Annotated in this window: 15 protein-coding genes; 7 read left to right on the top strand and 8 right to left on the bottom strand. The window is 76.1% G+C overall.

Going from position 1 to position 19,073, the window contains the following annotated elements; genetic code table 11:
* Positions 1-103: 103 nt before the first annotated feature.
* The gene (locus AC3WUG_RS07155; RefSeq protein ID WP_492327048.1) at positions 104-1,951 is read right to left on the bottom strand and encodes a gamma-glutamyltransferase family protein; all 1,848 of its coding nucleotides are present in this window, start codon (positions 1,949-1,951) and stop codon (positions 104-106) included.
* A 236-nt stretch (positions 1,952-2,187) separates the two neighbouring features.
* Between AC3WUG_RS07155 and AC3WUG_RS07150 the strand changes: the two genes are divergently transcribed.
* Entirely contained in the window at positions 2,188-3,027 is an 840-nt protein-coding gene (locus tag AC3WUG_RS07150; protein WP_492327043.1) for an LLM class flavin-dependent oxidoreductase, read from the top strand.
* A gap of 93 nt (positions 3,028-3,120) precedes the next feature.
* Here AC3WUG_RS07150 and AC3WUG_RS07145 read toward each other — a convergent pair whose 3' ends face one another.
* The 3 genes from AC3WUG_RS07145 to AC3WUG_RS07135 all read right to left on the bottom strand — a co-directional run bounded on the left by AC3WUG_RS07145 (position 3,121) and on the right by AC3WUG_RS07135 (position 5,819).
* Complete coding sequence (locus tag AC3WUG_RS07145) at positions 3,121-3,699, bottom strand: YdeI/OmpD-associated family protein (protein WP_492327042.1); 579 nt, start codon at positions 3,697-3,699, stop codon at positions 3,121-3,123.
* 29 nt (positions 3,700-3,728) lie between these two features.
* Positions 3,729-5,252, bottom strand: a complete 1,524-nt coding sequence (locus tag AC3WUG_RS07140; protein WP_492327041.1) for an amino acid permease — start codon at positions 5,250-5,252, stop codon at positions 3,729-3,731.
* 102 nt (positions 5,253-5,354) lie between these two features.
* Positions 5,355-5,819: a tRNA (cytidine(34)-2'-O)-methyltransferase gene (locus tag AC3WUG_RS07135; RefSeq protein WP_492327040.1), complete on the bottom strand. Its 465-nt coding sequence runs from the start codon at positions 5,817-5,819 to the stop codon at positions 5,355-5,357.
* A gap of 124 nt (positions 5,820-5,943) precedes the next feature.
* Between AC3WUG_RS07135 and mgrA the strand changes: the two genes are divergently transcribed.
* Both mgrA and AC3WUG_RS07125 read left to right on the top strand, forming a co-directional pair.
* Complete coding sequence (gene mgrA / locus AC3WUG_RS07130; RefSeq protein WP_492327039.1) at positions 5,944-6,984, top strand: L-glyceraldehyde 3-phosphate reductase; 1,041 nt, start codon at positions 5,944-5,946, stop codon at positions 6,982-6,984.
* A complete protein-coding gene (locus tag AC3WUG_RS07125; RefSeq protein ID WP_492327038.1) occupies positions 6,981-7,838 on the top strand; it encodes an alpha/beta fold hydrolase in 858 nt (285 codons plus the stop codon). Before mgrA ends, AC3WUG_RS07125 begins: the two co-directional genes overlap by 4 nt.
* Before the next feature lie 384 nt (positions 7,839-8,222).
* On the opposite strand, the gene AC3WUG_RS07120 is transcribed toward AC3WUG_RS07125, so the two are convergent.
* Positions 8,223-9,179: an AEC family transporter gene (locus AC3WUG_RS07120; protein WP_492327037.1), complete on the bottom strand. Its 957-nt coding sequence runs from the start codon at positions 9,177-9,179 to the stop codon at positions 8,223-8,225.
* The gene (gene recQ, locus AC3WUG_RS07115) at positions 9,179-11,356 is read right to left on the bottom strand and encodes a DNA helicase RecQ (protein WP_492327036.1); all 2,178 of its coding nucleotides are present in this window, start codon (positions 11,354-11,356) and stop codon (positions 9,179-9,181) included. The genes AC3WUG_RS07120 and recQ overlap by 1 nt, the downstream gene beginning before the upstream one ends.
* Before the next feature lie 691 nt (positions 11,357-12,047).
* Between recQ and mgtE the strand changes: the two genes are divergently transcribed.
* From mgtE to AC3WUG_RS07095, 4 genes are all read left to right on the top strand, one after another.
* Positions 12,048-13,454 (top strand): magnesium transporter, encoded by a 1,407-nt coding sequence (gene mgtE / locus AC3WUG_RS07110; RefSeq protein ID WP_492327035.1) that lies wholly within the window; start codon positions 12,048-12,050, stop codon positions 13,452-13,454.
* A gap of 80 nt (positions 13,455-13,534) precedes the next feature.
* Positions 13,535-14,356: an IclR family transcriptional regulator gene (locus AC3WUG_RS07105; protein ID WP_492327034.1), complete on the top strand. Its 822-nt coding sequence runs from the start codon at positions 13,535-13,537 to the stop codon at positions 14,354-14,356.
* Between the two features lie 251 nt (positions 14,357-14,607).
* Entirely contained in the window at positions 14,608-15,246 is a 639-nt protein-coding gene (eda, locus tag AC3WUG_RS07100; protein WP_492327033.1) for a bifunctional 4-hydroxy-2-oxoglutarate aldolase/2-dehydro-3-deoxy-phosphogluconate aldolase, read from the top strand.
* Positions 15,247-15,316: 70 nt separating this feature from the next.
* Positions 15,317-16,417, top strand: coding sequence for a sugar kinase (locus tag AC3WUG_RS07095; protein WP_492327032.1), 1,101 nt, complete (start codon positions 15,317-15,319; stop codon positions 16,415-16,417).
* Between the two features lie 128 nt (positions 16,418-16,545).
* On the opposite strand, the gene glpK is transcribed toward AC3WUG_RS07095, so the two are convergent.
* Both glpK and AC3WUG_RS07085 read right to left on the bottom strand, forming a co-directional pair.
* A complete protein-coding gene (gene glpK / locus AC3WUG_RS07090) occupies positions 16,546-18,066 on the bottom strand; it encodes a glycerol kinase GlpK (RefSeq protein WP_492327031.1) in 1,521 nt (506 codons plus the stop codon).
* A gap of 176 nt (positions 18,067-18,242) precedes the next feature.
* Positions 18,243-18,962, bottom strand: a complete 720-nt coding sequence (locus AC3WUG_RS07085; protein WP_492327047.1) for an MIP/aquaporin family protein — start codon at positions 18,960-18,962, stop codon at positions 18,243-18,245.
* Between the last annotated feature and the right edge of the window lie 111 nt (positions 18,963-19,073).

The raw sequence follows: 19,073 nt of genomic DNA, 5'->3' as shown, positions 1-19,073 counted from the left end.
ACGTACCCCTCCCCCCCCCCCCCCCCCCCCCCCCCCCCCCCCCCCCTTCCACTCAGGGCGGCAGCGGCGGGGCGACCCAGATGGGACCGCGAGAGGCGAGAGGTCAGCGCCCCGCGGCGTAGCCCTGCATGCCGCGCGGGTTGGCGCCCGCGTGCAGCATCCCGTCCGGCCGGACGCCCGCGGCGCTGACCCGGCCGAGGCTCCACGGCCCCGCGTCCCGCACGACGTGCCCGCGCCGCCCGAGGTCGGCCAGCACGTCCGCGCCGAGCCGGGACTCGGCCTCGACGCCGCGCCGGGTGCTGGTGCGCGGGTGGAACGACGACGGCACGTGCGTGGAGTGCCACCCCGGCGCGTCGATCGCCGCCTGCAGGTCGAGCCCGCCGATCAGGTGGTGCAGCAGGAACGGGACCGTCCACTGGTCCTGCTGGTCGCCGCCGGGGGTGCCGAACGCGAAGCCGCCGCCGTCCCGCAGCACCAGTCCCGGGCTCAGCGTCGTCCGCGGCCGGCGGCCCGGCGCGAGCGACGACGGCAGCCCGGGCTCGAGCCAGAACATCTGCGCACGGGTCGGCAGGCCGAACCCGAGGCCCGGAACGACCGGCGAGCTCTGCAGCCAGCCGCCCGACGGCGTGGCCGACACCATGTTCCCCCAGCGGTCGACGACGTCGACGTGGCAGGTGTCGCCCCGGGTCTCCCCGGACGGGCGGACGTCGAGCGCCGGCCCGTCGACGGCGGCCGCGCCCGTCGGCCCCGGCCCGCGCTCCGGCCCGCGCGTCGGCTCGCCCGTCCCCAGCGCCGGCCCGTCCGCGGCGTCCTCGTACCGCCCCGGCCACACCGGCACCCCGTCCGGGCCGGCCACCGGCTCCCCGAACAGCCGGGCCAGCCGCGGCGCGCGCCCGCCGGGCGACCCCGGGCGCACCCCGTCGGACGCCGTCGGCCCGACCAGCCGCGCCCGCTCCGCCGCGTACGACCGGGACAGCAGGGCCTCGATCGGCACGTCCCCGTCGGCCGGGTCGCCGTACCAGGCCTCCCGGTCGGCGAACGCCAGGTCGGTCACCTCCAGCGCGGTGTGCACCAGCTCCGCCGACCCGAGGTCCGCGTCGGCGACGCCGAGCTCCTCCAGCATCCGCAGCTGCTGCAGCAGCACCGGCCCCTGGCCCCACGCCGCGGTCTTGTGCACCTGCACGCCCGCGAAGTCGACGGCGACGGTCGGCTCCTCGGTGGCCCGCCACGCCGCGAGGTCGGCCGCCGTCAGGAGCCCCGCGTGCGCCGATCCGGACGAGTCGAGGACCGGCTCCCGGACGAACGCGGCCATCGCCTCCGCGACGAACCCCTCGTAGAACGCCCGCCGCGCCGCGTCGATCTGCGCCAGCCGGTCCGCGCCCGCGGCGCGCGCCTCGGCGAGCACCCGCTCGTAGGTGTCGGCCAGCGCCGGGTTCCGGAACCGGGCGCCGGCCTCGGGCGCGGCGCCGCCGGGCAGGTACACCTCGGCGGACGTCGGCCAGTGCTCGGCGAACAGCCGCTCGACCGTCCGGATCGTCCGCACGGCCGCCGGCACCAGCGGGTAGCCGTCGCGGGCGTAGCCGATCGCCGGGGAGAGCACGTCGGCCAGCGGCAGGGTGCCGTACCGCGCGAGCAGGTCGAGCCACGCGCCGAACGCCCCGGGCACGACCGCGGCGAGGTGCCCGGTGCCCGGGACGACGTCGAGCCCCTGGTCGGTGTACGCCTCGATCGTCGCAGCCGCCGGCGCCGTGCCCTGGCCGCAGACGACGAACGTGTGCCCGTCCGCGGCCCGATGCCCGATGATCGGCGCGTCGCCGCCCGGGCCGTTCAGGTGCGGCTCGACCACCTGCAGCGTGAACCCGGCCGCCGCGGCCGCGTCGAACGCGTTGCCGCCCCGCTCGAGCACGGACTGCCCCACGGCGCTGGCGAGCCAGTGCGTCGAGGCGACCATGCCGTGCGTGCCGACGAGCTCGGGGCGGGTGGTGAACACGGGCGGCTCCTGGTGGCGCGGTCGGGGCGGGGCGCCGCCCACGGTACGACGGGCGGCCGCCGCTCACCGCCGCGCCGCGAGGGGTCCGCCCCGCACCCCCGCCCCGGGACGTGTCGGAGGCCGTCGGTACCGTCGGACGCACGACCCCGGTCGACGACCGGGTGGGCACGTGCGGGCACGGCGGCGAGGGGGACGCGATGAGGTTCGGCATCGTCGGGACGTTCGGCACGGTCGACCAGCTCGTGGGGCTGGCGGCCGAGGCGGAGGACGCGGGCTGGGACGGCTACTTCACGTGGGACGGGGTCGACATCGGGGTCGACGGCGACGTGTGGGACCCGTGGGCGGTGCTGGCGGCCGCCGCCGTCCGCACCGAGCGGATCACGCTGGGCGCGCTGGTGTTCGCGCTGCCGCGGCGCCGGCCGTGGGTCGTCGCGCGGCAGGCGCTGACGGTCGACCACCTCTCGGGCGGCCGCCTCGTGATCCCCGCGGGCCTGGGCGTGCCGGTCGACCGCGCGTTCGCGGGCGTCGAGGGCGAGCTCACGAGCACGCGCGAGCGCGCCGAGCTCCTCGACGACCACCTCGCGATCCTCGACCTGGCGTTCGGCGGGGAGACGTTCTCCTACCAGGGCACGCACCACCACGTCACCGACCTGCGGTTCCGGCCCCGGCCGGTGCAGCGCCCGCGCGTGCCGATCTGGGTGGTCGGCGCCTACCCCAGCGAGCGGTCCATGGGGCGGGCGGTGCGGTACGACGGCCTGGTCCCGCAGCTGCGCGGCGACCGCGCGATGGACGAGCTCGGCCCCGCGGAGGTCGCGGAGATCGCCGCGTGGGTGCGCGAGCACCGGGCCCCCGACGCCGGTCCCTACGAGATCGTCCTGCAGGGGGTCCTGCCCGCGGACCCCGCCGAGGCGCAGGACCACGCGGCGGCGCTCGCCGAGGCGGGGGCGACGTGGTTCGTCGAGTCGCGCTGGGAGGGGCCGGGCTCGACGTACGAGGCGCTCGCGGAGCGGGTCCGCCAGGGCGTCCCGCGGGGCTGACCCGGCGGCGGGCGGCGGCGGAGACCTCGGTCTGGTCGACGCCGGCGCGCGGGCACCCGCCCCGGGGCGGCCTCGCGCGACCCCGACGACGCGTCACCGTCGGGCCGGCACGCCCTCCGCCGCCCGCGCCGCCACCTCGGCCACCCGGGCCGCCCGCGTCTCGGGGCGCCGGGCGTCGACCAGCCACCGCAGCATCACCTTGCGCGTGCTCGCCGGGAACCCGTCCCAGTGCGTCCGGGCCCCCGGCAGCGGCTCGAGCGCGGCGGCGAGGTCCGGCGGCACGACCAGGTCCTCGACGTCGTCCAGCAGCGTCCACGAGCCGTCCGCCCGCGCGGCGGCCACGACGGCGGCCCCGGCCGGGCCCATCCGACCGGCGGCCTCGAGCCGGGCCACCCGCTCCTTGCTCAGCCGGGACCAGCCGCTGCCGCGGCGCCGGGGCGCGAACCACTGCCGGGTGCTGTCCGGGTCGGGTGCCCAGGCCTGGCCGTCTATCCAGCCGACGGCCAGCGCCTCCGCGACCATCTCCTCGTAGCCGAACGTCGGCCGGCCCGACCCGGGCTTCCACCGCACCAGCCACACGCCGTCCGAGGTGGCGTGGTGCTCCGCGAGCCAGGCGCGCCAGTCCTCGACGGTCTCGGCGTGGAACCGCGGCCGGTCCGCGAGCGACGCCATCGCCCGTGCTCCTGGTTCCGTCGTCGGGGTCAGTGCCCGCCGGCGGGGGCGGGCAGGTCGTCGGCGGGGTCGGGCGCCTCGCCCTTGCCGACCCGCGAGTGCCGGTACGAGTACACGGCGTAGATCACGAGGCCGACGGCCAGCCAGGCCGCGAACCGGACCCAGGTGAGCACCGTCAGGTTGGTCATCAGCCACAGGCAGGCGACGCCGGCCAGGATCGGCAGCACCGGCGACCACGGCACCCGGAACCCGCGCTTCAGGTCGGGGCGGGTGCGGCGCAGGATCGGGATGCCGAAGCTCACCAGCACGAACGCCGACAGCGTGCCGATGTTGATCATCTCCTCCAGGCGCTCGACCTCGGAGAGGCCGGCGATGAGGGCGACGATGATGCCGACGCCGACCTGCAGCCGGATCGGGGTCTTGTACCGGTGCGAGGTGCGGGAGATGCCGCGGGGGAGCAGGCCGTCGCGGCTCATCGCGAACACGATCCGGGTGAGGCCGAGCAGCAGCACCATGATCACGGACGTCAGCCCGATGAGGATGCCGATCGAGATCACCTTGCCCGCCCAGTCGGCGCCGACCAGCACGAACGCGGTCGTCAGCGAGGGCGAGTCGGACGCGGCGAGGTCGGTGTAGGACACCATGCCGGTGACGACGACGGTGACCAGGATGTAGAGCACGGTGACGATCGCCAGGCCGCCCAGGACGCCGCGGGGCACCGCGCGCTGCGGGTTCTTCGTCTCCTCGGCGGTGGTCGCCACGACGTCGAAGCCGATGAACGCGAAGAACACCAGGGCCGCGCCGGACAGGATGCCCATGACGCCGTACTGCGACGGGTCGAAGCCGGACAGGAAGCCGAACAGCGGCTGCTCCAGGCCGGACGCCGACTCCGCGGGCTGCGACGGCGGGATGAACGGCGAGTAGTTCTCGGCGCGCACGTAGAAGAACCCGGCGACGATGACGAACAGCGTGATCGCGACCTTGATGATCGTGAAGATGCTGTTCACGCGCGTGCTGAGCTTGGTGCCGACGGCGAGCAGCGCGGTGAACACCGCGACGACCAGCACCGGGCCCCAGTCGAGGTCGACCGGCCCGAGCTCGAGCGTGGTCGGCACGTCGATGCCGAACAGGCCGAACGCGTCCGACAGGTACACACCCCAGAACTTCGCGATGACGGCCGCGGCCAGCAGCATCTCGAGGATCAGGTCCCAGCCGATGATCCACGCGACGAGCTCGCCCGCGGTGGCGTAGGAGAACGTGTACGCCGACCCGGCGACGGGCAGCGTGGAGGCGAACTCGGCGTAGCACATGATCGCCAGCGCGCAGACGACCGAGGCGATGAGGAACGAGATGATCACGCCCGGGCCGGCGTAGTTCGCGGCCGCGGTCGCGCCCACCGAGAAGATGCCCGCGCCGACCGCGACGGCGACGCCGAGGACCGCGAGGTCCCAGGCCGTGAGCGAGCGCTTGAGGGACCGGTCCGGGTCCTCGACCGACGCCAGCGAGTCCTCGACAGACTTGCGGCGCAGCACGCTGCGGTTGCTGATGGCCACGACGGACCCCCTCGGACGACGGCAGGACGCGGGCGAGCATGCCGAAGCCTGTGCTTCCTCGCACGGCGGGGTCCGGTGGATGAGACCGGATCCGGCGACCCGTCAGATCCCGCCCGGGAAGCCTAGTTGCCGCCAGGCCTCGTAGACAGCCGTGGACGCCGCGTTGGTGAGGTTGAGCGACCGGCGGCCGGGCTGCATGGGGATGCGCAGCAGGTCCGTCACCGCCGGGTGCTGCAGCGCCTCGGGCGGCAGGCCGGTCGGCTCGGGGCCGAACATCAGCACGTCCCCGTCCCGGTACTCCACGTCGGTGTACCGGCGCTCGGTGTGCGTGGTGAACGCGAACACCCGCGACCCGGCGAGGGCGGCCGTGCAGGCGTCGAGGTCGGGGTGCACGACCACGTGCGCGAGGTCGTGGTAGTCGAGGCCGGCCCGCTTGAGCCGGGGCTCGTCCATGACGAAGCCGAGCGGCTCGACGAGGTGCAGCGTCGCCCCGGTGGCGGCGGCCAGGCGGATGGCGTTGCCGGTGTTGCCGGGGATGCGGGGCTCGAAGAACACGACGTGCAGCACGCCGGTGATCCTCTCACCGGTCGCGCGGGGGTCCACGCCCGGGTCCGCGACCTGCGTGGACGTCGGTGGCGGGGGCTAGCGTGGGGGCGTGGGGCGAGCGCCCCGCAGCCCCGAGAGGACGACGATGCCGACGATCCCTGTCTACCGTGCCGCCGACGACCGGTACGACGCGATGCCCTACCGCCGCACCGGGCGCAGCGGGCTCGACCTGCCCGCCCTGTCCCTGGGCCTGTGGCACAACTTCGGCGACGTGAACCCGCTGGAGACCCAGCGCGCGGTGCTCCGCCGGGCGTTCGACCTCGGCATCACGCACTTCGACCTCGCGAACAACTACGGCCCGCCGTACGGCTCCGCGGAGGAGAACTTCGGCCGGCACCTCGTGCAGGACCTCGGCCCGTACCGCGACGAGCTCGTCATCTCGTCCAAGGCCGGCTACGACATGTGGCCCGGCCCGTACGGCGACGGCGGCTCGCGCAAGTACCTGCTCTCGTCGCTCGACCAGTCGCTGCGCCGGCTCGGCCTGGACTACGTCGACGTCTTCTACTCGCACCGGCCGGACCCCTCCGTGCCGCTCGAGGAGACGATGGGCGCGCTGCACACCGCGGTGACCAGCGGCAAGGCGCTGTACGCGGGCATCTCGAACTACTCGCCGTCGGCCACCCGCGAGGCCGCGCGGATCCTCGCCGACCTCGGCACCCCGCTGCTCATCCACCAGCCGTCGTACTCGATGTTCAACCGGCACGTCGAGCAGGTCGCCGAGGGGGAGACCGAGTCGCTGCTGGACGCCGTCGGCGACCTCGGCATCGGGATGATCGTGTTCTCCCCGCTCGCCCAGGGGCTGCTCACCGGGCGGTACCTGTCGGGCGACGTGCCGGCGGACTCGCGGGCCGCGACCAGCCGGTTCCTGTCGCCCGAGCAGATCGGCGACACCTACCTGGCGCGGGCGCGGGCCCTGAACGGCATCGCGGAGGCGCGGGGCCAGTCGCTCGCGCAGCTCGCGCTCTCCTGGGTGCTGCGCGACCAGCGGGTCACGTCGGCGCTGATCGGGGCGTCGTCGGTGGCGCAGCTGGAGGACAACGTCGCCGCGCTCCGGGCCGAGCCGCTCACGGCGGAGGAGATCGCGGCGATCGAGCCGCACGCCGTGGACGGGACCGCCCGCCGGTGACGCCGAGCGCGGCCGGGGCCGGGGCTGCCGGGCGGCTGGTGCCGGTCGTGCTGCTGCACGGGCTCACCGACGCGTCGACCTGCTGGCCGACCGTGCTGCCGCGGTACGCGCGCGACGGCCGGCGGGTCGTCGCGCTCGACGCGCGCGGCCACGGCGGCACGCCGCTGCCCGACGAGCCGTTCACGGTCGCCGCGCTGGCCGCCGACGCCGCCGAGGCGCTGCGGGCGCTCGACCTCGGGCCGGCGCTCGTCGTCGGCCACTCGATGGGCGGGGTGACGGCGGAGGAGCTGGCGCTGGCCGCGCCCGAGCTCGTCGCCGGCCTGGTGCTCGAGGACCCGGCATGGGTGGCGGCGGACGCCGAGGGCGCGGACGCGCCGGGAGCGGACGCGTCGGTGGTCGGCGTCGCGGCGGCGGGCGGTGCGGCGGGGCGGGGCCCGGGCGGTGTCCCGGACTGGCTCGCCCCGGCGATCGCCGCCGTCCAGGGCCGCACCGTCGAGCAGATCGCCGCGCGCGGCCGGCTCGACAACCCCCGGTGGTCGGAGGAGGAGGTCCTCGGCTGGGCCGAGGCGAAGGCCCGGGTCGACCCGCGGCTCGCCGAGGTCCCGCACGACTGGCTCGGCCGGGACTGGGTCGAGGCGCTCGCGGACGTGCGGGTGCCGGTCACGCTGCTGACCGCGGGGCCGGGGCTCGGCGTCGTCACGCAGCGTCAGGCAGCACGGGCGGCGGAGGTCCTGGGCGACCGACTCACGCACGTGCCGTTCCCGGAGGCCGGCCACAACATCCGCCGCGAGGCCACGGCGGCGTACCTGGCGGCCCTGGACGCCGCGATCGCCCGCGCCGACGCCGGCCGCTGACCCGCGCGGGGCCGGGGGCCGCCGCGTCGGCCGCGGGGCCGCCCGGGCCGTCGGCGCCGCCCCACGACGTGCCGCGCCGCCCGAACCGGCCCTCGGCTCCCGTACGCCGTGCGCCCGCGCTCCCGTGCTCGCGCGCCGAGATAGGACCGTGCCGCCGAGATCGCACCTTCCAGGACCCTATCTCGGCGGCACGGTCCTATCTGGAAGCAGCGCTGGCGCCGAGGTCGGCGGTTCGGGCCGAGATCGGTGGTTGGAACGACCGATCTCGTGCGGAACCACCGATCTCGCGGACCCACGTGGCGCGCTGCGCCCGCCGGGCGCGGCCCGGCTTGAAGGCCGCGCCGGAGCGGGGGCCTCAGCGGGCCGCAGGCACCAGCCGCGGCGTCAGCCCAGGACGGCCGCGATCACCAGGAGCGACGGCACCGCCAGGACCGTCGTCACCAGGCCCGCGTCCCGGGCGAGCGCGGTGCCCTGCCGGTACTGGATCGCGTACACGAGCACGTTCTGCGCGGTCGGCAGCGCCGACACCACCGCGACGGCCAGCAGCGCGTCGCCCCGCAGGCCCAGCAGCGTCCCCAGCCCGATCGCGAGCGCCGGGTGCACCACGGCCCGCAGCACCGCGACCAGCGCGACGTCGCCCCGCGGCGCCTGCTCGCCGCCGACCCGCGGGACCGCGAGCGACATGCCGAACGTCAGGAGGGCGAGCGGCGGGGCTGCCGCGCCGAGCAGCTTGAGCGGCTGGAACACCACGGTCGGCAGCGAGAACGGCAGCGCGGCGAGGGCGATCCCGGTGAGCGTGCCGATGATGACCGGGTTCCGCAGCGTGCGGCGGAGCACGGAGCGCAGCGTCCCCAGGGCCCCGGCCGGCGCGGCCCCGGCGACCACCCCGTCGCGGGCCCGGCGGCGGGCGTCGAGCACCACCATCGCGATCGGTCCGAGCACGAGCTGCTGGTAGAGCGTCGGCGGGACCACGGACACCACGCTGCCGAGCAGGTAGGCGGTCAGCGGGATGCCGATGTTCCCGGCGTTGACGTACGACGAGGCGAGCACGCCGACGACGACGTCGCCCGAGGTCCGCCGCCGGATCAGCCCGAGCACGACCGCGGCGACCAGCGCCACGACCGTCGTGGTGGCGAAGGTGACCACCGCCGACCGCGACAGCAGCAGCCCCAGGTCCGCCCGGCCGATCGTCTCGATCAGCAGCGCGGGGGTCGCGACCGTGAACGCGGTGGCGGCGAGCACCCGCTGGGCGTTCTCGCCGAGCACCCCGGTGCGGCCCACGAACCAGCCCGCTGCGACGACGACCGCGATCGTGCCCAGCGCCGAGAGGACGGCGAGCATCAGGCGTCGGCGCCGCCCGCCGGTGCGTCGTCGTCCGCGAACAGCCCGACCGACGCCGCGTCGCGCGCGACCTCCTCGGCCGTCGGGGGCTCGCGGCCCTCCAGCGTCGCGATGACGCCGGGGCCGTACCGGTCGAGCTTGGCCGCGCCGACGCCCCCGATCCGGGACAGCGCGTCCAGGTCGGCGGGCCGGGCGGTCGCGATCTCGCGCAGGGTGGCGTCGTGGAACACGACGTAGGCGGGCACGCCCTGCTCCTTCGCCGCCGCGGCCCGCCAGGCGCGCAGCCGCTGGAACACCGCGGCCGCGTCGTCGCCGAGCTCGGCCGCCGCCTGCGCCGCCGCGGCCGCGCGCCCGCCCGACCCCGCGCCGGAGCCCGACCGGGACCGCGAGCGGGTCGTCCGCGTCTCCTCCCGCAGCGGCACCGGGCGGTCGCCGCGCAGCACCTCGGCGCTCGCCGGGGTCAGCCGGAGCGTGCCGTAGCCGTCGGCGTCCACCGCGAGCAGGCCCTGCGCGAGCAGCTGCCGCACGACCCCGCGCCACTGCGCGTCGGACAGGTCGGCGCCGAGGCCGAACGTCGACAGCTCGGTGTGGCCCAGCTGCTCGATCCGCGCGGTGCGCTTGCCGAGCAGGATGTCGACGAGGTGCCCGGCGCCGTAGTGCTGGTTCCGCTCGCGCTCCAGCCGGACGACGGTCGACAGCAGCTTCTGCGCGGGGACCGTGCCGTCCCACGTCGTCGGCGGCGACAGGCAGGTGTCGCAGTTGCCGCACGGCTCCGCGTCCTGGCCGAAGTACGCGAGCAGCTGGACCCGGCGGCAGGTGACCGTCTCGCACAGCGCGAGCATGGCGTCCAGGTGCGCGGACAGCCGGCGCCGGTGCTGGGCGTCGCCCTCGGAGGTGTCGATCATCCGCCGCTGCTGCACGACGTCCTGCAGCCCGTAGGCCAGCCACGCGGTCGACGGCAGCCCGTCACGACCGGCGCGGCCGGTCTCCTGGTAGTAGCCCTCGACGGACTTGGGCAGGTCGAGGTGCGCGACGAACCGGACGTCGGGCTTGTCGATGCCCATGCCGAACGCGATGGTCGCCACCATGACGAGGCCGTCCTCCCGCAGGAACCGGGACTGGTTCCGTGCGCGCACCTGGCGGTCGAGGCCCGCGTGGTACGGCAGCGCGGGCACGCCCTGGGACGACAGGAACTCGGCGGTCTGCTCGACGGAGTTCCGCGACAGGCAGTAGACGATCCCGGAGTCGCCCGCGTGCTCGGACCGGATGAGGTCGAGGAGCTGGTTCCGCGGGCTGGCCTTGGGCGCGATGCGGTACTGGATGTTCGGCCGGTCGAACGACGCGACGAACTGCCGGGCGTCGGTGAGCTCCAGGCGCTCGGCGATCTCGGTGCGGGTCGCCGCCGTGGCCGTCGCGGTCAGGGCGATGCGGGGGACGCCCGGCCAGCGCTCGTGCAGCACCGACAGGCCGAGGTAGTCCGGCCGGAAGTCGTGCCCCCACTGGGACACGCAGTGCGCCTCGTCGATCGCGAACAGGCTGATCGTCGCCCGGTCGAGCAGCGCCATGGTCTCCGGCACCCGCAGCCGCTCGGGGGCCAGGTAGAGCAGGTCCAGCTCGCCGTCCAGCAGCGCCCGCTCGACGTCCCGGCGCTGGCCGAGGTCCTGCGTCGAGTTGAGGAAGCCGGCTCGCACGCCGAGCGCCGACAGCGCGTCGACCTGGTCCTGCATGAGGGCGATGAGCGGCGAGACCACCACGCCGGTCCCGGCCCGGACGAGCGCCGGCACCTGGTAGCAGAGCGACTTGCCGCCGCCGGTCGGCATGAGGACGAGGGCGTCGCCCCCGCCGACCACGGTGTCGATGATGTCCGCCTGCTCGCCGCGGAACGCGTCGTAGCCCCAGACCTCCTGCAGCACCTCGAGGGGCGCGCGGCCGGTGGTCGCGTCGTGCGCCGGGTGCTCGACCGGGCGGGCGGCGGCGGGGTCGCCGTGCGCGGCGGCCGAGCGGTCGGCGGAGGGCGGTGCGGTGCGGGCGGAGCGGGCCGCGTCCCCGGAGCGGACCGCGGCCCCGGCGGGCCCGGACCCCCGCGTCGCGGGCCCGGGGTCGTAGGGCGGCTCCTCGGCCGGGTCGTACGGCGGCTCGTCCGGCAGCGGCCACTCGTCGTCCCATGCCTGCGTCACGCCGTCCACCCTAGCGGCGGGCACCCACCCTCCCCGCCCGTCGTCCACAGGGCCGGGAGCACCTCCGAGGGGTCGCCGCGCGCCGGCCCGCTCGGGCCCGGGCGACCTCCGTCACACGGGGTTGGCACCGCACAGCACCAGGTCTAGGGTGCCTGCGGGGCCTGACCGGCCCGACCCGCACGACGGCGAGGAGGTGGACGCGATGGACGACACCGCGAGTAGTCGGCATCCGTCGACGCCCGTCGTGCTGCGCGCGCGGGCCTGAGCCGCCCGGAGGGGCGCGAGGGTCCCGCGCGCCGAGGCCCGGCCGGCGTCGGCGGAGCACCGGCGCCGCCCGACGCGGCGCCCGCGCCGCCCCGATGCGGCGCATCGAACCCGTCACCGCCCCGCGCCGTGACGTCCCCGCCCGCCCGACGTCCGACCGCCCGGCCGCACCCCGCGCCGGACCGGCCCGCGTCGGCAGGCACCCGCCGACCGCGCCCGCCGCGGCCGCGACCGACCGTGCCGTGCCGCCCCCGGCGCGCGCCGCCTCCGCCCGAGGCGTCCCGCGCCGGCGACGGTGCCGCACCCCGGCCCGCGACCGCCCGGTGCCGCCCGGTCCGTGCGCCGCCCGGTGTGCGTCCCGAGCACGCGGCCGTGCCGGGGTGCCACGGGGACGCCCCGCCGCGGCCTCCCCACGAAGGAGCGCGCCATGACCCGCCACGCCCCCGTCCTCGCCCGCCGCCCCGACGGCCGCGACCAGACGCCGCTCGACCTGCACGACGTCGTCGCCGTCGGCAGCCGCCGCGCCGTCGAGGTCTGGCTCGAGCAGACCCCCGACCCCCGGCGCCGCGCCGACCAGCTCGCCGACCTGTCCGACGCGCAGGTCCGCGCGCTCGTCGGCCTGCTCGACCCCGCGACCGCCGACGACCTGCTCGGCACCCTCGACCCGCACGCCGCCGCCGAGGTGCTGCACGTCGTCCCGGCCCAGGTGGCGGCCGGGCTGGTCGACAGCCTCGACCCCGACGAGGCCGCCGAGCTGCTGCGCGCGCTGCCCGACGGCGAGCGTGCCGCGGTGCTCGGCGCGATGCGCGTCGTGCGGTCCGCCGTGGTGCGGGGGCTGCTGGCCTGGCCCGACGACTCGGCCGCGGCGCGGATGAACCCCGAGGTCGCCACGGTCCGCCCGACGATGACGGTCCGCGAGGCCGTCGACGCGCTGCGCGCCCAGCCCGAGGCCACCGCCGACAGCGCCGAGGTCTGGGTGACGAGCGAGCCGGTCGCGCCAGGCGGGCCCGCGCTGCTGGGCGTGGTGTCGTTCCGCGACCTCGTGCTGGCCGCGCCCGAGCTGCTGATCGCCGACCTCATGCGCGAGGACGTCGTGACCGTCGAGCCGACCGCCGACCAGGAGCGCGCGGCCCGGCTGCTCCAGGACCACCACCTCGCGGTGCTCCCCGTGGTCGCGGACGGGCAGCTGCTGGGCGTCCTCACCGGCGACGACGTCGCGGACATCGTCGAGGAGGAGGCCACCGAGGACGCGGTGCGCCAGGGCGGCGCCGCGCCGATGGACGTGCCGTACCTGCGGGCGTCGCCGTTGCTGCTGTGGCGCAAGCGGATCGTGTGGCTGCTGGTGCTGTTCGTGACCGCGACGATCACCAGCAGCGTCCTGCAGCACTACGAGGACGAGCTCGAGACCGTCATCGCGCTGACGCTGTTCGTGCCGCTGCTGATCGGCGCGGGCGGCAACGCGGGCACCCAGATCACCGCCACCGTCATCCGGGCGATGGCCACCGGCAGCGTCCGGCTGCGGGACGCGGGCCGGGTGGTGCGCAAGGAGGTCACGGCCGGCTTCCTCGCGGCCGCGACGATCGCGGGGGTCGGCTGGGTGCGGGCCTGGACGCTCGGGGTCGGGGGCGAGGTCGCGCTGACCGTCGCCGTCGCCGCGGGGGCGATCATCCTGTGGGCGTCGATGATCGCGTCGCTGCTGCCCCTGCTGCTGCGCAAGGCCGGGCTCGACCCCGCGGTCGGCTCCGGGCCGCTCATCACGACGCTGGTCGACGGCACCGGGCTGGTCATCTACTTCACGGTGGCGCGCTGGTTCATCACGGCGCTCGGCGGCTGACCCGGGCGCGGGTCCGGCGGGCCGGCGCGGGTCCGGCCGGCCGGCGCGGGTCCGGCCGCGCCGCCCGTAGGGTGGGCGCCGTGGCGGAGGAGACGAGCGGCGCGGGCGCCGGCGCGCGGGCCCGGACGGACGCGGCGGGGCCCGCGGCGTCGCCGGTCGAGAGCGTCGACCGCGCCCTGCGCACGCTTGAGGCCGTCGCCGCGGCGGGCCCGGCGGGCGCGGGGCTCGCGGACCTGTCCGCCGCCCTGGGCGTGCACAAGACGACCGTGCACCGCTCGCTTGCCGCGCTCCGGCACCGCGACTACGTCGCGCAGGACCCGGCGAGCGGCCGGTACGGCCTCGGGCCGGCGGCGCTCGGGCTCGCCGACCGGTACTTCGCGGAGGACGACCTGCCCGCCCGGCTGCACGGCGCCCTCGTCGCGCTGTGCGCGGCCACGGACGAGCTCGTGCACCTCGGTGTGCTGAGCGGCGCGCAGGTGGTGTACCTCGACAAGGTCGAGCCCGAGCGGCCCGTCCGGGTGTGGTCCGCCGTCGGCCGCCGGAACTGGGCGGCGACGACCGCGCTCGGCCGGGCGATGCTCGCGTTCGGCGACACCCCGGCCGCGGCGCTCGCCGGGTACGTCGGGGCCGTGCAGCCCGCCGGCCGGGTCGACGCCGGGCGCCTGGCCGACGAGCTCGCCGCCGCCCGCCGCCGCGGCTACGCCGTCGAGGTCGAGGAGAACGAGCCCGGCATCGCCTGCCTGGGCGTGCCGCTGCTGCGCGGGTCCCGGCCGGTCGCGGCGCTCAGCGTCACGGCCCCGGCGGACCGGATGACCGCGGAGCGCCGGGCCGAGGTGCACGGGCGGGTCCGCGCGGTCGTGCCGCCGCTGCTGCCGCCGGGCCTGGCGCTGCCCCCGGCCTGAGGCCCGGCCGCCGGCGGTCGCTCGCGACGGCGCGGGTTCGGTGGGTCCAGCCCAGTTCGGTGCCTGGAGCCACCGAACCCGGTGGGAGCCACCGAACCCGGCGGGAGCCACCGAACCCGGCGGGCACCGCCCTCGCCCGCCCCGCCTCCGCGCCACCCGGCGTTGCCGCCGTGCGCCGCCGTGTGCCACGATTGGTGCGCACAGCGCAGCGCACGTTGCGCCCAGCGGAACGCAGGACGAAGGAGCCCGACATGGCAGACGTGCTCGACCGGCTCGCGGCGCACCGGCTGGTGCCCGTGGTGGTCCTCGACGAGGCCCGCGACGCCGGCCCGCTGGCCGACGCCCTCGTCGGCGGCGGCCTCCCGGTCGCCGAGGTCACGTTCCGCACCGCCGCAGCGGCGGAGGCGATCCGGGCGATCGCGGACCGGGGCGGCGACGTGCTGGTCGGCGCGGGCACGGTCGTCACGCCCGCGCAGGTCGACGCCGCCGTCGCCGCGGGGGCGCAGTACCTCGTCTCGCCGGGCACGTCCCGCGCGGTCGTGGAGCGCGCCCAGGAGCACGGCGTCCCGGTGCTGCCCGGCGCGGTCACCGCGACGGAGGTGCAGGCCGCGCTCGAGCTCGGCCTCGACACCGTCAAGTTCTTCCCGGCCGGCACCTCGGGCGGCAGCGCGGCGATCGCGGCGCTCGCGGCGCCGTTCGGCGGCGTGCGGTTCGTGCCGACCGGCGGCGTCGGCCCCGGCAACCTCGACCAGTACCTGGCGCTGCCGTGCGTCGCCGCGGTCGGCGGCTCGTGGATGGTGCCGCGCGACCGGGTGCGCGCCGGCGACCTCGCCGGGGTGCGGACCCTCGTCGCCGACGCCGTCGCGCTCGCCACCCGCCTGCGCCCCTGACCCGCCCGCCCGCGACGTCCCGCCACGCCCCCGCAACGCCACGCGACGCCCCCGAAGGAGCGCAACCCCCATGCCGCAGCCGATCCGCCCCGCCACCGAGTGCCGCTACGACGCCGTCTCCCTCGGCGAGGTCATGCTCCGCCTCGACCCCGGCGAGGGCCGCATCCGCACGGCCCGGCAGTTCCGCGCCTGGGAGGGCGGCGGCGAGTACAACGTCGCCCGCGGCCTGCGCCGGGCGTTCGGCCTGCGCACCGCGGTCGTCACGGCGCTCGCGGACAACGAGGTCGGCCGCCTGGTCGAGGACCTGATCCTGCAGGGCGGGGTCGACACGTCGTTCCTGCGCTGGCTGCCGTACGACGGCATCGGGCGCGAGGTCCGCAACGGACTCAACTTCACCGAGCGCGGGTTCGGCGTCCGGGGCGCCGTGGGTGTGAGCGACCGCGGGCACACCGCCGCGTCGCAGCTCGCGCCGGACGACGTCGACTGGGACCACCTGTTCGGCCACCTCGGGGTCCGGTGGCTGCACACCGGTGGCATCTACGCCGCGCTGTCCGAGACCGCCGCCGAGACCGTGGTCGCGGCGGTCACCGCCGCGCAGCGGTACGGGACCGTCGTGTCCTACGACCTCAACTACCGCCCCAGCCTGTGGCGCGCGACGGGCGGGACGGCCCGGGCGCAGGAGGTCAACCGCGAGATCGCCCGGCACGTCGACGTGATGATCGGCAACGAGGAGGACTTCACCGCGGCCCTCGGGTTCGAGGTCGAGGGGGTCGACGAGCAGATCTCCGAGATCGAGGTCGACTCGTTCGCCGCGATGATCGACCGGGTCGCGGCGGAGTTCGCGAACTTCCGGGTCATCGCCACCACCCTGCGCACCGTCCGCAGCGCCACCGTCAACGACTGGGGCGCCATCGCCTGGTCGCGGGACGAGGGTCTGGTCCGTGCCACGCACCGCCCGGGCCTGGAGATCCTCGACCGGGTGGGCGGCGGGGACTCGTTCGCGTCGGGGCTCGCCGCGGGCCTGCTGGACGGGCAGCCGCTCGCGACCGCCGTCGAGTGGGGCGCCGCGCACGGCGCGCTCGCGATGACCACCCCGGGCGACACGACGATGGCGTCGAGGGCCGAGGTCCTCAAGCTCGCCGGCGGCGGTTCGGCCCGCGTCGACCGCTGACCGCGTCGGCCCCGGACCCGCACACGGCGAACGGCCCCGCCCCCTCGAGCTGAGGGGGGCGGGGCCGTCCCGGTCGGTGCGGTCCCCGCGGCCGCCGGCGCACCGGCGACCGCGGGGGAGGTGCGGCGTCAGCGCACGTCGTCGTCGACCCAGTCGAGGGTCTTCTGCACGGCCTTCTTCCAGAGCCGGTACTGCCGGTCGCGCTCGTCCGACGCCAGGTCGGGGGTCCAGCGCGCGCCTTCGGCCCAGTTGTCGCGGACGTCCTGCTCGCCGTTCCAGAACCCGACCGCGATGCCCGCGGCGTACGCGGCGCCGAGCGCCGTGGTCTCGGCGACCTTCGGCCGGATGACCGGGACGTCGAGGATGTCGGCCTGGAACTGCATGAGCAGGTTGTTGGCGGTCATGCCGCCGTCCACCTTGAGCTCGGTCAGGTCGACGCCGGAGTCCGCGTTCATCGCGTCGAGCACCTCGCGGGTCTGGAAGGCGGTGGCCTCCAGCGCCGCGCGGGCGATGTGGTTGCGGTTGACGTACCGGGTGAGGCCGACGAGGGCACCGCGGGCGTCCGAGCGCCAGTACGGGGCGAACAGGCCGGAGAACGCCGGCACGAAGTACGCGCCGCCGTTGTCGTCGACCTTGCTGGCCAGGTACTCGATGTCCGGGGCGTCGGTGAACATGCCCAGGTTGTCGCGCAGCCACTGCACGAGGGAGCCGGTGACCGCGATCGAGCCCTCGAGCGCGTAGACCTGCGGGGCGTCGCCGATCTTGTACGCGACGGTGGTGAGCAGGCCGTTCTTGGACTGGACGGGCTCGGTGCCGGTGTTCAGCAGCATGAAGTTGCCGGTGCCGTAGGTGTTCTTGGCCGTGCCGACCTCGAAGCACGCCTGGCCGAAGGTCGCCGCCTGCTGGTCGCCGAGGATGCCGGCGATCGGCACGCCCGGGACGAAGCCGCCCTGGCGCCCGTGGCCGTAGACCTCGGAGGAGGACCGGATCTCCGGGAGCATGGACAGCGGCACGCCCATCTCCGCCGCGATCTCCTCGTTCCAGGTGAGCGAGTCGACGTTCATCAGCATGGTGCGGGACGCGTTGGTGACGTCCGTGACGTGCACGCCGCCGTCGACGCCGCCCGTCATGTTCCACAGCACCCACGAGTCGGTGTTGCCGAACGCCAGCTCGCCGCGCTCCGCCTTCTCGCGGGCGCCCTCGACGTTGTCGAGGATCCAGCGGATCTTCGGGCCGGAGAAGTAGGTCGCCAGCGGCAGGCCCACGCGCTCCTTGTAGCGCTCGGCGCCGCCGCCGAGGGCCGCGAGGTCGTCGCAGATCTTCTGGGTGCGGGTGTCCTGCCAGACGATCGCGTTGTAGACGGGCTGCCCGGTGGTCCGGTCCCAGACCACCGCGGTCTCGCGCTGGTTCGTGATGCCGACCGCGACCAGGTCGGAGTGCGTCTTGTTCGCGCGGGACAGCGCGAGGCTGACGACCTCGCGCGTGTTCATCCAGATCTCGTTGGGGTCGTGCTCGACCCAGCCGGCCTTCGGGAAGATCTGCTGGTGCTCGGTCTGGCCGACGGACACGATCTGGCCGCCGTGGTCGAAGATGATCGCCCGCGTCGAGGTGGTGCCCTGGTCGATCGCCATCACGTACTGCTCGGACATGGTGCTTCCTTCGCGTCGGTCTGACCCGCCCGGGGGCGGGTGGCGGCACCGCGGGGGGCGGCGCTGCCGGGAACGGTGCGGCCGGGGGCCGCGACGAGCGGGCCGCGACGAGGGGCGTCGCGGAGGAGGGGACGCCCGCCCGCGTCACGGGCGGGCGTCCGCTCAGGGCAGGACGGTCAGGCGACCCAGCCGATGGTCATGGCGAGGAGGCCGCCGAGGATGCCGCCGACCGCGGGGCCGAGCACCGGCACCCAGGCGTACGACCAGTCGGACGAGCCCTTGCCGCGGATCGGGAGCAGGGCGTGCGCGATGCGCGGGCCGAGGTCACGGGCCGGGTTGATGGCGTACCCCGTGGGGCCACCGAGGCTGGCGCCGATCGCGACCACGACGAGCGCGACGCCGAGCGGGCCGATCTGGGCGGGCGTGTTGCCGCTGATGACCACCCAGAACACCAGGACGAACGTGGCGACGACCTCGGTGAGGAAGTTCCAGCCGTAGGAGCGCAGCTCCGGGCCGGTCGAGAACACCGCGAGCTTGATGCCGGGGTCGGCGTCCTGGTCGAAGTGCTTCTTGTAGGTGAGGTAGGCCAGGGCCGCACCGACGGCGGCGCCGGCGAACTGCGCCGTGATGTACAGGAAGCCGTTGGCGGCGTTCACCTCGATGCCCGGGGCGAACTCGTCCTTGCCGGCGGCCCAGATGCCCAGCGTCACCGCGGGGTTGAGGTGCGCACCGGACTTGAAGGCCACGTAGACGGCGGTGAACACGCCGAGGCCCCACCCGAAGTTGATCAGCAGCCAGCCGCCGCCGAAACCCTTCGTCTTCGGGAGGATCACGTTGGCGACGACACCCGCACCCAGGAGGAGCAGGATGGCGGTGCCGAGGAACTCGGAGAGCATCGCTTCTCCGATCGAGATGGACTCCACGGTCGACCTCTTTCTTGACGGACGTCGTTGTCTCGCAGGGTCCCGCCCGGTCGAGGACCGACCGGGCGGGGCGCGGCCGGGGGA

It is taken from the genome of Cellulomonas sp. EB106-03-03-XG116 (assembly GCF_058792015.1).
Note: the sequence above shows the minus strand (reverse complement) of the source record. Positions and strands in the feature narration are given on the sequence as shown.

Coding starts and splice junctions, on each gene's coding strand:
- eda (WP_492327033.1), top strand. CDS start 14,608: ATGGCAGACGTGCTCGACCGGCTCGCGGCGCACCGGCTGGTGCCCGTG.
- mgtE (WP_492327035.1), top strand. CDS start 12,048: ATGACCCGCCACGCCCCCGTCCTCGCCCGCCGCCCCGACGGCCGCGAC.
- AC3WUG_RS07120 (WP_492327037.1), bottom strand. CDS start 9,179: ATGCTCGCCGTCCTCTCGGCGCTGGGCACGATCGCGGTCGTCGTCGCA.
- AC3WUG_RS07095 (WP_492327032.1), top strand. CDS start 15,317: ATGCCGCAGCCGATCCGCCCCGCCACCGAGTGCCGCTACGACGCCGTC.
- AC3WUG_RS07085 (WP_492327047.1), bottom strand. CDS start 18,962: ATGCTCTCCGAGTTCCTCGGCACCGCCATCCTGCTCCTCCTGGGTGCG.
- mgrA (WP_492327039.1), top strand. CDS start 5,944: ATGCCGACGATCCCTGTCTACCGTGCCGCCGACGACCGGTACGACGCG.
- glpK (WP_492327031.1), bottom strand. CDS start 18,066: ATGTCCGAGCAGTACGTGATGGCGATCGACCAGGGCACCACCTCGACG.
- AC3WUG_RS07150 (WP_492327043.1), top strand. CDS start 2,188: ATGAGGTTCGGCATCGTCGGGACGTTCGGCACGGTCGACCAGCTCGTG.
- AC3WUG_RS07145 (WP_492327042.1), bottom strand. CDS start 3,699: ATGGCGTCGCTCGCGGACCGGCCGCGGTTCCACGCCGAGACCGTCGAG.
- AC3WUG_RS07155 (WP_492327048.1), bottom strand. CDS start 1,951: ATGGTCGCCTCGACGCACTGGCTCGCCAGCGCCGTGGGGCAGTCCGTG.